Annotated in this window: 10 protein-coding genes; 1 reads left to right on the top strand and 9 read right to left on the bottom strand. The window is 70.0% G+C overall.

All coding sequences use genetic code 11. The annotated features are described in order from the left end of the window. Positions 1 to 145: 145 nt before the first annotated feature. The 9 genes from ACH4TV_RS17485 to ACH4TV_RS17445 form a co-directional block, all read right to left on the bottom strand. Positions 146 to 1,489 carry a pseudouridine synthase gene (locus ACH4TV_RS17485; RefSeq protein WP_398398901.1) on the bottom strand — a complete coding sequence of 448 codons (1,344 nt, stop codon included), beginning with the start codon at positions 1,487 to 1,489 and terminating at the stop codon, positions 146 to 148. Further along, positions 1,489 to 2,160, bottom strand: coding sequence for an SMC-Scp complex subunit ScpB (scpB, locus tag ACH4TV_RS17480; protein WP_398398899.1), 672 nt, complete (start codon positions 2,158 to 2,160; stop codon positions 1,489 to 1,491). The genes ACH4TV_RS17485 and scpB overlap by 1 nt, the downstream gene beginning before the upstream one ends. Then, positions 2,157 to 3,185 carry a segregation and condensation protein A gene (locus ACH4TV_RS17475; protein WP_398398897.1) on the bottom strand — a complete coding sequence of 343 codons (1,029 nt, stop codon included), beginning with the start codon at positions 3,183 to 3,185 and terminating at the stop codon, positions 2,157 to 2,159. Before ACH4TV_RS17475 ends, scpB begins: the two co-directional genes overlap by 4 nt. A gap of 18 nt (positions 3,186 to 3,203) precedes the next feature. Next, positions 3,204 to 3,800: a hypothetical protein gene (locus ACH4TV_RS17470; RefSeq protein WP_398398896.1), complete on the bottom strand. Its 597-nt coding sequence runs from the start codon at positions 3,798 to 3,800 to the stop codon at positions 3,204 to 3,206. Then, complete coding sequence (locus tag ACH4TV_RS17465) at positions 3,785 to 4,921, bottom strand: ParA family protein (RefSeq protein WP_398398894.1); 1,137 nt, start codon at positions 4,919 to 4,921, stop codon at positions 3,785 to 3,787. The genes ACH4TV_RS17470 and ACH4TV_RS17465 overlap by 16 nt, the downstream gene beginning before the upstream one ends. 447 nt (positions 4,922 to 5,368) lie before the next feature. Then, positions 5,369 to 6,484 carry an alanine dehydrogenase gene (ald, locus tag ACH4TV_RS17460; protein WP_398399747.1) on the bottom strand — a complete coding sequence of 372 codons (1,116 nt, stop codon included), beginning with the start codon at positions 6,482 to 6,484 and terminating at the stop codon, positions 5,369 to 5,371. Between the two features lie 143 nt (positions 6,485 to 6,627). Next, complete coding sequence (locus ACH4TV_RS17455) at positions 6,628 to 8,724, bottom strand: tetratricopeptide repeat protein (protein ID WP_398398893.1); 2,097 nt, start codon at positions 8,722 to 8,724, stop codon at positions 6,628 to 6,630. Between the two features lie 170 nt (positions 8,725 to 8,894). Next, complete coding sequence (locus tag ACH4TV_RS17450) at positions 8,895 to 9,524, bottom strand: NUDIX domain-containing protein (RefSeq protein WP_398398891.1); 630 nt, start codon at positions 9,522 to 9,524, stop codon at positions 8,895 to 8,897. Positions 9,525 to 9,616: 92 nt separating this feature from the next. Then, complete coding sequence (locus ACH4TV_RS17445; RefSeq protein WP_398398889.1) at positions 9,617 to 11,299, bottom strand: CTP synthase; 1,683 nt, start codon at positions 11,297 to 11,299, stop codon at positions 9,617 to 9,619. A 524-nt stretch (positions 11,300 to 11,823) separates the two neighbouring features. On the opposite strand from ACH4TV_RS17445, the gene ACH4TV_RS17440 reads away from it, so the two are divergent. Next, the gene (locus ACH4TV_RS17440; protein WP_398399745.1) at positions 11,824 to 13,626 is read left to right on the top strand and encodes a glycoside hydrolase family 15 protein; all 1,803 of its coding nucleotides are present in this window, start codon (positions 11,824 to 11,826) and stop codon (positions 13,624 to 13,626) included. Positions 13,627 to 13,689 lie beyond the last annotated feature (63 nt).

Below are 13,689 nucleotides of genomic sequence, written 5' to 3'. Positions count from 1 at the left end.
ACGAGGCCTCACCGGCGCCCACAGGCACCTTCAGGCGTGTCGACGGCCCTCCCGGAAACGAAGCGGCCGGCTCCGGAGAACTCCGGAACCGGCCGTCGACGTCGACAAGAGCACTCGGTGCCCCTGCAGATCAACCACAGATCGCCTACAGATCGACTTCCTGCATCAGCATGCCGACCTCGGTGTTGGACAGGCGGCGCAGCCAGCCCGACTTCTGGTCTCCGAGGGTGATCGGGCCGAAGGAGACGCGGACCAGCTTGTCGACCGGGAAGCCGGCCTCGGCGAGCATGCGGCGCACGATGTGCTTGCGGCCCTCGTGGAGGGTGACCTCCACGAGGTAGTTCTTGCCGGTCTGCTCGACGACCCGGAAGTGGTCCGCACGCGCGTACCCGTCCTCCAGTTGGATGCCGTCCTTGAGCTGCTTGCCCAGGTCGCGCGGGATCGGGCCCACGATGTGCGCGAGGTAGACCTTCTTCACGCCGTACTTGGGGTGGGTCAGCCGGTGCGCCAGCTCACCGTGGTTGGTGAGGAGGATGACGCCCTCGGTCTCGGTGTCGAGCCGTCCTACGTGGAAGAGCCGCGTCTCGCGGTTCGTCACGTAGTCGCCGAGGCACTGCCGGCCCTCGTTGTCCTCCATCGTCGAGACGACGCCCGCGGGCTTGTTCAGCGAGAAGAACTGGTACGACTGCGTGGCCACCGTCAGCCCGTCGACCTTGATCTCGTCGTGCTCGGGGTCGACGCGCAGCCCCTGCTCCACCACGATCTCGCCGTTGACCTCGACGCGCGACTGCTCGATCAGCTCCTCGCAGGTCCGCCGGGAACCGTAGCCCGCACGCGCGAGGATCTTCTGGAGCCGCTCGCCCTCCTGCTCGGCGCCCGGGAACGTCTTGGGGAGCTTGACGTCCTTCTTGTCGGCGTACCGCTCCCGGTTGCGCTCCTCGGCCCGCGCGTCGTACTCGCGAGAGGTCGCCGGAACCCAGCGCCCTCGTCCGGTGCCGAGGTGGCCCTTCTTGGGCCCGCCCTTGGCACCGCCGCGCGCGGAGGCACCGCGCCCGGACTTCGGACCTTCGTGGGACGGGGTGGGGCCTACGTCGTACCGGCGCTCCTCGGGACGCGGATTGGCGGCGCGCTTCGGCTGATCGTCGCGCCCTCCCGCGCTCCTCGGCTGGGAGCCGCCACCGGCGCCCCTGGAGTTGCCGGCCCCGCCGGCGCCCCTGGGGTTGCCGCTCCCGCCGGTCCCCCTGGGGTTGCCGCCCCCGCCCGTCCCACGGGAGCCGCCGCCCCCACCGGCACCACGGGAGCCGCCGCCCCCACCGGCACCACGGGGGCCGCCGCCCCCACCGGCGCCACGGGAGTTCCCGCCACCACCGGAACCGCGCGGGTTACCGCCACCACCGGAACCACGGGAGTTGCCGCCTCCACCGGCCCCGCGGGGGTTTCCGCGCCCGTTGTTCCTGCCACTGCCACTGCCACTGCCACTGCTTCGCATCAAAGTTCCGTCGTCGTCGTGTCGTCTGCGTCTGCATCCGGTGCATCCGGATCGAACGACGGGACCCCTTCCAGCGTCTCTGCCTCGATCGCGTCCGCCTCCGGAAGGAAGGGCGCGAGCTCCGGGAGCTCGTCCAGGCCTCGCAGGCCCATTCGCTCCAGGAAGTAGTTCGTCGTCGTGTACAGGATCGCACCTGTTTCGGGTTCCGTGCCCGCCTCCTGGACGAGACCGCGCTGCAACAGGGTCCGCATGACCCCGTCACAGTTGACTCCGCGGACCGCCGAGACCCTGCTGCGGCTGACCGGCTGCCGGTACGCGACGACCGCGAGCGTCTCCAGTGCCGCCTGGGTGAGCCGGGCCTGCTGCCCGTCCAGGACGAAGCCCTCGACGGCCGCCGCGTACTCGGGGCGGGAGTAGAAACGCCAGCCGCCCGCGATGAGCCGCAGCTCGAAACCACGTCCCTGGACGGTGTACTCGTCGGCCAGCGCGCGCAGCGCGTCCGCGATCTGGCGCCGGGGCCGCTGCAGGATCTTCGCGAGGTGTTCCTCGGTCGCGGGTTCGTCCACGACCATGAGGACGGCCTCCAGGGCAGGCCTGAGATCGAGATCGGCGACGGTCCGCAGTCCCGTCGGCACCTCGGTCGCCTCTTCGGTCCCGGTCTCCTCGCTCACGCCTTCTCCTCCTTCGCCGGCTCCGGCGGCCGGTCGAACTCGTCGGTGACCGTCGGCTGCTGATCGCCCTCCCCGCCCGTCCAGCGCACCACCAGCTCCCCGAGCGCCGTCTCCTGGTCCAGGGCGACGACCTTCTCCCGGTAGAGCTCCAGCAGGGCCAGGAAGCGCGCCACGACGGTCAGGGTGTCGTCGGCGTCCTCGACGAGGTCCTGGAAGGTGGCCTCGCCCAGCTCCCGCAGCCGCGCGACCACGATCCCGGCCTGCTCCTGCACGCTCACCAGCGGCGCGTGGATGTGGTCGACGTACACCTGCGGTCTCGGCTTCGGCTGCATCGCCTTCACGGCGAGCTTCGCGAACCCCTCCGCCCCGATGCTGATGACGACCTCGGGCAGCAGTTCGGCGTGGTGCGGTTCCAGCCCGACGGTACGGGGGTAGCGGCGGGCCTCGTCATCGAGGCGGCGGCTGAAGATGTCGGCGATCTGCTTGTACGCGCGGTACTGGAGCAGCCGGGCGAACAGCAGGTCCCGGGCTTCCAGCAGGGCCATGTCACCCTCGTCCTCGACCTCGGCGGCGGGCAGCAGCCGCGCGGCCTTCAGGTCGAGCAGGGTGGCCGCGACGACCAGGAACTCGGTCGTCTGGTCGAGATCCCAGTCCGGGCCCATCGCCCTGATGTGTGCCATGAACTCGTCGGTCACCTTGGAGAGGGCGACTTCGGTGACGTCGAGCTTGTGCCTGGAGATCAACTGGAGGAGAAGGTCGAACGGTCCCTCGAAGTTGGCGAGCCGAACCGTGAAGACCCCGTCATCGGGTTCGACCGGCACAGCGGCCGGCGCAACGGGCGGGTCAGGTTCGGCGGGCGGCTCCGGTGCGGGTTCCGGTTCCACCGGCGGAACCGGGACCTCCGGTACGTCCACGGCCACCGCGACGTCGGCCGGCACCGGCGGCGACTCCCCCGGCCCCCTCCCCAGCACACGCCGACGGCCGGCGGAGCCGGCGGCGGGGGCAGGGAGGTCGTTCGAGGTCATAGCCGTCGCAGGCTACCGCTACCGCCCACGCAACCGTCGTACGAGGATGCTCGCGTCCCCACGGGATTCGAGATCCGCGAGGACCACCGCGACCGCTTCGCGCACGATCCGCCCGCGGTCGACCGCGAGCCCGTGCTCGCCCCGGAGCACGAGACGCGCGTGCTCCAGGTCCATCAGTTCCTCGGCGGAGACGTACACGGTGATCTTCTCGTCGTGCCGCTCGCGCCCGCTGGGCCGCCGTGAGGCGGCCCGTCCGCCGCGCTTGCGGGACGCCGACACCGACTGCGGTGAGGGCCCCTGCCCGGAGGCAGAACCTTCCTGCTCGCCCTGACGCCGCAGCGGACGCTCCGCGGTGGCCCCCCGGCTGCGCGACTCCCCGGCGTCGGCCGGGGCCGCGCCGGCGGCGACATGCTCGTCGCCGTCGCCGTCACCACCCTGGACGGGCACCGAGTGCGGCGCGTCCTCCGAGGCGGCGGCCCCGTCGCTCTCCCCGGCGGGACCCGGGACCCGGGCCTCGCCGTTGGCCTGGCGCCTGGGGGTGGACGACTGGAGCGCCATGCCCCCGGTGGTGCGGAACAGCTCGTCGGCCCCCGGCAGACTCACTCGGCGTGACACCGGGCGAGCACCTCCCTGGCGAGCTGGCGATAGGCGGCGGCGCCGACGGAGTTGGAGGCGTACGTGGTGATCGGCTCGCCGGCGACCGTGGTCTCCGGGAAGCGGACCGTGCGTCCGATGACCGTGTGGTAGACGTGGTCGTCGAACGCCTCGACGACACGTGCGAGCACCTCACGGCTGTGCACCGTGCGCGAGTCGTACATCGTGGCGAGGATGCCGTCGAGTTCCAGTTCCGGGTTGAGCCGTTCCTGGACCTTCTCGATGGTCTCCGTCAGCAGCGCGACCCCCCGCAGTGCGAAGAACTCGCACTCCAGCGGCACTATCACCTTGTGAGCCGCAGTCAGGGCGTTCACGGTGAGCAGGCCGAGCGAGGGCTGACAGTCGATCACGATGTAGTCGTAGTCGGCCATGAGCGGCTTCAGGGCGCGCTGGAGCGTCGACTCGCGCGCGACCTCCGACACCAGCTGCACCTCGGCCGCCGACAGGTCGATGTTGCTCGGCAGCAGGTCCATGTTCGGGACCGCTGTCTTCAGCAGGACCTCGTCCGCGGACATCCCCCGCTCCATGAGCAGGTTGTAGACCGTCAGGTCGAGCTCCATCGGGTTCACACCGAGGCCCACCGAAAGGGCGCCCTGCGGGTCGAAGTCGACCAGCAGGACCCGGCGTCCGTACTCCGCGAGCGCGGCACCCAGGTTGATGGTCGACGTCGTCTTGCCCACGCCGCCCTTCTGGTTGCACATCGCGACGATCGTCGCGGGGCCGTGACTGGTCAGCGGACCCGGGATGGGGAAGTACGGCAGCGGGCGTCCGGTCGGACCGATGCGCTCACGGCGCTGGCGGGCCGCATCGGGCGCGAGCGTGGCCGCGTACTCAGGATCGGGCTCGTACTCGGCGTCGGGGTCGTAGAAGTGCCCGTCGGGCAGTTCGTCGTAGTCGGCGAAGTGGTTGTGGACCCCGCCACTACCGTCGCCGGCCATGGCGTTCACGTGATGACCATCCATGCTCATGTGTGCTGGCCGAGTCACCCCTGGCATCTGGTGACCCTGGTGGGCTGCGAAGGTGCGGACAGCGACGGAGCCGACAGCCGCGAGCCCCGTGGGGCCCGAGCCCCGCGCCGGCATTCCTGGTTGACCACCCCCGGGAGTAAATGTCGACTCATTCACAAGTCGTCTTACCTCCTTGGTGACCAGGAAACTTCTCGATAGGTCAGCGTGGCACCATGCCGACGGTTGGCGACTCTATGGCGTGTCGGCCGTTCGCAGCAACACAATCCGCCGGACCGGGCCCGATGTGTCGGCAATGAAACATCCCACTGTCAAGGGCGTACGGCCGTCGCACGGCAGGTTTCACCGGTGCGCGAATCGGTTGAAGCGTTACGTTCGAGGCGAGTTGAACGAGTGTCGCAAAGTGACCATACACACATCCGGCCGGACCTTGTCGGGCAAGGTCCGGCGGGGCGCGGGGCGTTGACGATCCTTGTTGACGTATCGCTTTTACCCGCTGATGACTTGGTCTTTTTGTCGACTGGGAGCCCCTGCGGGACGGCCGGGAACGCCAACCCGGCGACTTCAGCCGAGCAGCGAATCCAGCTCGGTGTGCTCCAGCCCGTGCGCCTCGGCGACCTCGCGGTAAACGACCTTGCCGTCATGGGTGTTGAGCCCCCTGGCGAGCGCGGGATCGCGACGCAGCGCGGCCACCCAGCCGCGGTCGGCGAGTTCCACGATGTACGGCAGCGTGGCGTTGGTGAGCGCGTAGGTCGAGGTGTTGGGCACCGCACCGGGCATGTTGGCGACGCAGTAGAAGACCGATCCGTGGACCGGGAAGGTCGGTTCGGCGTGGGTCGTGGGACGCGAGTCCTCGAAGCAGCCGCCCTGGTCGATCGCGATGTCGACGAGCACGCTGCCCGGCTTCATGCGCGACACCAGCTCGTTGGTGACCAGCTTCGGGGCCTTGGCGCCGGGGATCAGCACGGCACCGATCACGAGGTCGGCGTCCAGAACGGCCTTCTCCAGCTCGAAGGAGTTGGACATGATCGCCCGGACCTTGGTGCCGAAGACCTTGTCGGCCTCGCGCAGCTTGTTGATGTCGCGGTCGAGCAGCGTGACGTGGAAACCCATGCCGACGGCGATCTGCGTGGCGTTCCAGCCGGACACGCCACCGCCGATGACGACGGCCCGCGCGGGCTGCGTGCCGGGGACGCCACCGGGGAGCACGCCACGTCCACCGACGGAGCGCATCAGGTGGTAGGCGCCGACCTGCGGGGCCAGCCGGCCGGCGACCTCCGACATCGGGGCGAGCAGCGGCAGGGCGCGACCGGGCAGCTCGACGGTCTCGTACGCAATCGCCGTGGTGCCGGACTCGACGAGCGCGTCCGTGCACTCCTTGGAGGCGGCGAGGTGCAGGTAGGTGAAGAGCGTCTGGTCCTTGCGGAGGCGGTGGTACTCCTCGGCGATGGGCTCCTTGACCTTCAGCAGCAGGTCGGCGGTGGCCCACACCTCGTCGGCCGTCGCGAGGATGTGCGCACCGGCGGCCACGAACTCGTCGTCCGTGATCGAGGAGCCGACGCCGGCGTTCCGCTCGATGACGACCTGATGGCCGTGGCGCACCAGCTCGTGCACACCGGCGGGGGTGATGGCCACGCGGAACTCGTTGTTCTTGACCTCGCGGGGGATGCCGACCTTCACGTCGATCACGGTCCTTGGCTCGGAGGGTGTGGGGGCATAGCAAGACATACCCGGACGTGCGAGGGCACACCAGGAGACCGCAGGAGAGGGCGCGGTAGAGCCAGTCTAATGAAGGTGTTCTCGGTGTCCAGCCTTCTAATGCATCAATCTTCGACTGATGTACTGCGGATTTCGCAGGCGTTAGGGCGGTGTTCCGGTTCTGGATCACTCTCAGGGAGCTCCGGCTCGCTCTCCTGCGGGTCCGGCTCCTCGCTCAGCAGCCGCTCGGCGGTGCCCCGGTGCAGCCCGGCGGCCACCGGATCGCCGAGGTGCTCCAGCGTGTCGGCCAGCCGCAGCTGGAGGGCCGCCTGAAGCCGTACGTCGTCGGCCCGGCGCGCCCACTCCACCGCCTCCTGGCAGGTGCGCAGCGACTCCTCGGGCCGCCCCGCGTACTCCTGGACCCGGGCCAGCTCGCTCAACGCTCGTGCGTGCGCGCCCACATCGCCGTTCTTGCGGTAACCGGCCACCGCGGCACGCCAGTTGCGCAGCGCCTCGCCGTAGCGGCCCGCGTAGGTGTGCGCGGTGGCGATACGGCCGTACAGCCGGGCGGCGTCCTCGCGCTCGTCGCGTGCCAGGCGCTGGGCAAGTGCGCGGCCGTACCAGTCGGCGGCCCGGTCGTAGTCCCCGAGCTCCTGGTGTGCGCCCCCTACGGATTCCATCGCGCGCCCGGTCGCATACGGGTCGTTCGCCTCGCGTCCGGCGTCCAGGGCGGCCCGGTAGCGGGCCAGCGCGTCGTTCGTACGGCCGGTCTGCGCGTCCAGGTCGCCGAGGTTCAGCAGGGCGGCGGCCCGCTCGCGGGGCAGGTTCCGGCGCTCGGCGACATCGAGGACGAGGCGGTGGACGCCGTACAGGTCGGGTGCGGCGGCCTGGGTGCCGATGTGCGCGACCATGGCCTTGACCAGGGCGGACATCAGACGGCGGGCCAGGGTGTCCAGTTCCCCGTCGGCCACGGCCACATGGGCGGCGGCGAGCAGGGCGGGCCTGCGGATGGCCAGCCAGTCCGCCGCCGCCCTCGGGTTCGGGAAGCGCAGCGAGTCGGGCGTGCCGAGGAGCTTCTCGCGCGCCGCCGGGCTGTCGGTCTCGGTGATCGCCCTGCAGGACACCAGCAGCCGCACCGTCCGCTCCAGCATCCGGGCGCGGGCCAGCTGGAGCTCGGCCGGGCGGTCCTGGGACCCGGCGAGGGGGCGCAGCAGGGGCAGCAGGCAGCCGGGGACCTCGTACTGCGGCAGCGGCGAGTCCACGGCCGTCAGGAGGTTCAGGGCGACGAAGTCGTCCAGGGTGGCGCGGGCGCCGCCGACCGAGCAGCCGGCCAGCGCGGAGGCCGTCTGCGGGTCGACGAGGCCGCCGGGGGCCAGAGCGAGCAGTCGCAGTATCCGGGCGGCCGGGACCGGCAGCGAGGCATACACGAGGCGGAAGACGCGGCTCAGAGCGGTGCCCTCGTCGCCCTCGGCGTGCAGCTGCTTGGCGAGGTCGGAGACGGCCGCCTTGGGCCGGGCCGCGAGCCAGCCGCCGGCCAGCATCAGCGCGGCGGGCTGCCCCTGGCAGGACTCGGCGAGCACTTCGGCGGAGCGTGGGTCCACGGTGATGCGCACCGACCCGGTGAAGCGGCCCAGCAGTTCCACGGCGGACTTGGTGTCGAGGCCGCCCAGGGTGCACGGGCGGACGTCGGAGATCCCGGTCAGCGGGCCCCCGGAGACGGCGACGGCCAGGCAGTCGGGGTTGTCGGGCAGCAGCGCGTCGACCTGCTCGGCGTCGGCCGCGTCGTCGAGCAGGAGCAGCATCCGCCGGTCGGCCAGGGCGTCGCGCAGCGCCTCGGTCAGGTCGTCCTCGGCGGCACCGGGCGGGGTGGGCAGTTCCAGGGCGGTCAGCAGTTCGCGGACGGTGCGCTCGGTCGGTACGGGCGCGCCGTCAGGGTCGGCGAGCCGGGCGCGCAGCACACCGTCCGGGTAACTGTCCGCGACCTCCCGGGCCAGCTCCTCGGCGAGCGCGCTGCGGCCCGAACCGGGCTTGCCGGCGATGAGCAGCACGCGCGCGCGGGGCGCTTTCCGGCCCGCGAGAGTGTCGAGTCCGGCACGCTCGATGTCGGCCCGCAGTTCCTTCAACTCTCTTGTCCGGCCGAGGAACTGACTCTCCGTAGGAACGGGCGACCGATCGTTTCCGGACACCTTCGTGCCGTCTGTGTCCACCGCCTGATCCGTCACGGGCCACACTCCCGTCCACCTGCACGCGCAAGCCCGCCGGGACTCCGGTTCGGGCGTTTCCAGAGCCTAGTTCACGCTCTGCGACGATCTGTGCGGAGCACGGCGGACAGGTCGCTCGATCGGATCAGCCGATGGTCACACCGGAAGGGCGGGCATCCTCCGCCGGTGCCTCAGGCCTCGAAGGGCCGGGCCGGCCACAGCGCCTCGGCCGGGCGCAGCGCGTCGAGCCCGTCGCCCTGCTCGGCCGCGACCAGTGAAAGGACACCCACGACAAGACAGTTGCTCTGCAGCTCGCCGGCGAGGATGCCCCGGACCAGTTCACCGACGGGCACCCGCGCGTGCTCCATGTCGGCCTCCTCGTCCTCGACCTCGAAGCGCTGCCCCTCTGCCTCGGACAGATTCCGGGCCAGGAAGATCCGTACGGCCTCGTCGCAGCCGCCCGCCGTGGGGTAGACGTCGGTCAGCACCCGCCAGTCCTCCGCCTTGACGTGCGCCTCCTCGTACAGCTCGCGCTGGGCGGCGTGCAGCGGGTTCTCGCCAGGTACGTCGAGCAGTCCGGCCGGGATCTCCCAGAGCCGCTGACGCACCGGATGGCGGTACTGGCGGATCAACAGCACCCGGCCCTCCTCGTCGAGGGCGAGAATGCCCACGGAGCCGGGGTGGACCTGGTAGTCGCGGCCCACGACCGAGCCGTCGGGCATGACCACCTCGTCGGTGCGCACGGAGGTCTTGTTGCCCACGAAGGGGGTCTCCGCCGCCCGGATCTCCCACTCCTCCGGAGCGTCCTTGATGGTGGTCATGTCGACTTGTCCTCCCGCATCCCGCACGTACCAAAGAAACCGGGGCACGCGCCCCAAAAGGCGCGCACCCCGGTCACCGTACCGTCCTTGGGTTACTTGCTTGTCTTGCGCTCTACGGCGGCCTTGACGAGGCCCGCGAAGAGCGGGTGGGGCCTGGTCGGGCGGGAGCGGAGTTCGGGGTGGGCCTGGGTGGCCACCAGGTAGGGGTGGACGTCGCGCGGGTACTCGACGTACTCCACGAGCTTGCCGTCCGGGGAGGTGCCGGAGAACTGGAGGCCGGCCTTCTTCTCCAGTTCGGCGCGGTAGGAGTTGTTGACCTCGTAGCGGTGGCGGTGGCGTTCCTCGACGTACTCCTTGCCGTCATAGACCTCGCGCACGATGGAGTCCTCGGCGAGCTTGGCCGGGTACATGCCCAGGCGCATGGTGCCGCCCATGTCACCGTCGCCGGCGACGATGTCGAGCTGTTCGGCCATCGTGGAGATGACGGGGTGGGCGGTGGCCGCGTCGAACTCGGTGGAGTTGGCGTCAGTGATGCCGGCCAGGTTGCGGGCCGCCTCGATGACGATGCACTGCAGTCCCAGGCACAGCCCCAGCAGCGGGATCTTGTGCTCGCGGGCGTACTGGATCGCGCCGACCTTCCCGGACACCCCGCGGTCGCCGAAGCCGCCCGGGATGCAGATCGCGTCCACGTCCGCCAGCTGCTTCTTCGCACCCGCGGGGGTCTTGCAGTCGTCCGAGGTCACCCACTTGATCTTCACACGCGCATGGTTCGCGAACCCGCCCGCGCGCAGCGCCTCGGTCACCGACAGGTAGGCGTCGGGCAGGTCGATGTACTTGCCGACCAGGGCCAGATTGATCTCGTGGGCGGGGTTGTGGACGCGGTCCAGGAGGTCGTCCCAGGTCGTCCAGTCCACGTCCCTGAAGGGCAGGTCCAGCTTGCGCACCACGTAGGCGTCCAGGCCCTCGCGGTGCACGGTCTTGGGGATGTCATAGATCGAGCGGGCGTCCGGGCAGGCGACCACGGCGGCCTCGTCGACGTCGCACATCAGGGAGATCTTCCGCTTGATCGCGGTGGGGACCTCGCGGTCGCAGCGCAGCACGATCGCGTCCGGCTGGATACCGATGTTGCGCAGCGCGGCCACCGAGTGCTGGGTCGGCTTCGTCTTCAGCTCGCCGGAGGGGCCGATGTAGGGCAGCAGCGAGATGTGCACCACGAACACGTTGTCGCGGCCCACCTCGTGGCGGACCTGGCGCACGGTCTCCAGGAACGGCAGCGACTCGATGTCACCGACCGTCCCGCCGACCTCCGTGATCACGACGTCGACCTCGTCGGTGGCCATGCGCCGGATGCGGTGCTTGATCTCGTTGGTGATGTGCGGGATGACCTGCACGGTGTCGCCCAGGTACTCGCCGCGCCGCTCCTTGGCGATCACGGTGGAGTAGATCTGGCCGGTGGTCACGTTGGCCGAGCCGTCCAGGTCGCGGTCGAGGAAACGCTCGTAATGGCCGATGTCCAGGTCCGTCTCGGCGCCGTCGTGCGTGACGAACACCTCACCGTGCTGGAAGGGGTTCATCGTGCCCGGGTCGACATTCAGGTACGGGTCGAGCTTCTGCATGACCACCCGCAGGCCGCGCGCCTTGAGGAGCATGCCGAGACTGGAGGCCGTCAGACCCTTGCCGAGCGAGGAGGCGACACCCCCGGTGACGAAGATGTGCTTGGTCGTCGTGGCGTTGCTGTTTCGAGCTGTGCCGTTTCGAAACGAAGCGGGTGTCATGGCCAAGGCGGGGCTCCCGTGGTCGCGGTTTGGGGTGCGGTACGGCCGCCCGGCCCGGAGATTTCCGGGTTTTGCCGGCGGAGCCGTCGCTGCGGTTCGGGGGTTTCGTGCCCACCGGTCCACGGGCTACCAGGGTATCAGCGACCCGGGGAGATGGCTTCCGACCACGCTCCGCGCATGCGCGGCCACCCATCCCGTACACGAGTCACCATCGACCTGTCCGGCGCTCACCCGAAACAGGTTCCGCTCACCCGAGCTTCACTCGTTCAGCGGAGCCAGGTTGTCCGGAGCGGCACGCGGATCATCTGAGTGCGTCGTATGCTCCTCGGACACTCGCTGCCGAGCCCGGCCGGCCACACGGCACCACCCCCGCCCGTAACCCCGGAACAACGAGAGCTCGTCAGTCCGTTGAGCAAAGATTGCTGTTTACTTCACCGCTCAACGACGAATTCACAACGAACCCTTGACCGCCAGAGCGACACCCCCTTTCGGGGGGTGACGTGGCCGTTCGACTGGAGTTGCACGTGGCCGGGCGCATCGAAGACTACGCACTCATCGGAGACATGCAGACCGCCTCATTGGTCTGCCGGGACGGCACGATCGACTGGCTTTGCCTGCCCCGTTTCGACTCCCATGCCGTCTTCGCCGGAATTCTCGGCACAGAGGAACACGGCTTCTGGCGTCTGGGCCCCGCCCACGCGGCGGACGCCCCGCCCCCCATGGCGGCCCGCCGCCGCTACCGGGGCGACTCGCTGATCCTCGAATCGGAGTGGGACACCCCACGCGGCACGGTCAGAGTGACCGATTTCATGCCCCCGCGTGACGGCGCCCCCCAGCTGATCCGCATCGTGGAGGGCGTCAGCGGCCGGGTGCCGATGCGCTCAGCCCTGCGGATGCGCTTCTCGTACGGCCGGGTCGTGCCCTGGGTGCACAAGCACGAGGGCCGGACGGTGGCCGTCGCGGGCCCCGACTCTGTGTGGTTCGACACCACCGCCGAGACCTACGGCAAGGCTCTGACCACGTACGCCGACTTCACGGTGGCGCCGGGTGACCGGATCGCGTTCACGATCTCCTGGGAGCCCTCGCACAAGCAGCCGCCCGCGCTGCCGGAGCCGGAGCAGTCCCTCGAAGCCACCGAGGACTTCTGGCGCGAGTGGGTCGACCAGTGCACGTACCACGGCCCCTACCGGGAGGCCGTCGTCCGCTCACTGATCACGCTGAAGGCGCTGACGTACGCCCCGACCGGCGGCATCGTCGCCGCGCCCACCACCTCCCTCCCGGAGGAGATCGGGGGCGTACGCAACTGGGACTACCGCTACACCTGGCTGCGCGACGCGGCCATCACCCTCTCCTCCCTGCTGCGCACCGGCTACCGCGACGAGGCCCGCGCCTGGCGCGAGTGGCTGCTGCGCGCGGTCGCCGGCGACCCCGAGAACCTCCAGATCATGTACGGCATCGCGGGCGAACGGGAGCTGGGCGAGGCCGAGTTGGACTGGCTGCCCGGGTACGAGAACTCGAGCCCGGTACGGGTCGGCAACGGCGCCGCGCACCAGCTCCAGCTGGATGTGTACGGCGAGGTCACCGAGGCCCTGCACCTGGCCCACATGACGGGTCTGGCCCGCAACGACTACGCCTCCCTGCTCCAGCTGAAGCTGATCCGCTACCTGGAGAAGCACTGGGACGAGCCGGACGAGGGCATCTGGGAGGTGCGCGGTCCGCGCCGGCACTTCGTGCACTCGAAGGTCATGGCCTGGGTCGCGGTGGACCGCACGATCAAGCTCATCGAGTCCGGCGACGCGGACGGCCCGCTGGAGAAGTGGCGCGAGCTGCGCGACGACATCCACCGGGATGTGTGTGAGAAGGGTTACGACAAAGAGCGCAACACCTTCACACAGTCGTACGGCTCGAAGGAGCTGGACGCCTCCCTGCTGCTGATCCCGCAGATGGGCTTCCTGCCCCCCGACGACAAGCGTGTGATCGGCACGATCGAGGCCATCCAGCGCGAACTGTCCACTTCGGACGGCTTCATCCTGCGCTACCCGACCTCGGGCGGCGACGAGGGCCTCGACGGTCTGCCGGGTGACGAGGGCGCGTTCCTGGCCTGCTCGTTCTGGATGGCGGACGACCTCGCGATGATCGGCCGGGTCGACGAGGCCCGCAAGCTCTTCGAGAAGCTCCTCGCCCTGCGCAACGACCTGGGCCTGCTGGCCGAGGAATGGGACCCGCACCTCAAGCGCCAGGTGGGCAACTTCCCCCAGGCATTCAGCCATGTCCCACTGATCGACACGGCCCTGCGCCTGACGGCTTCGGGGGCGTACGGCGGCTGACCGCGCCCCACGGGTCGCGTCCACCTAGGCTGGAAGCACATAAATGCCCCTTTTCGGAAGGTG

Origin of the sequence: Streptomyces sp. NPDC020898, assembly GCF_044333925.1 — a bacterium.
Lineage (GTDB): Bacteria > Actinomycetota > Actinomycetes > Streptomycetales > Streptomycetaceae > Streptomyces.
The sequence above is the reverse complement of the archived record's forward strand: the minus strand, read 5'-3'. Positions and strand labels throughout refer to the sequence as shown.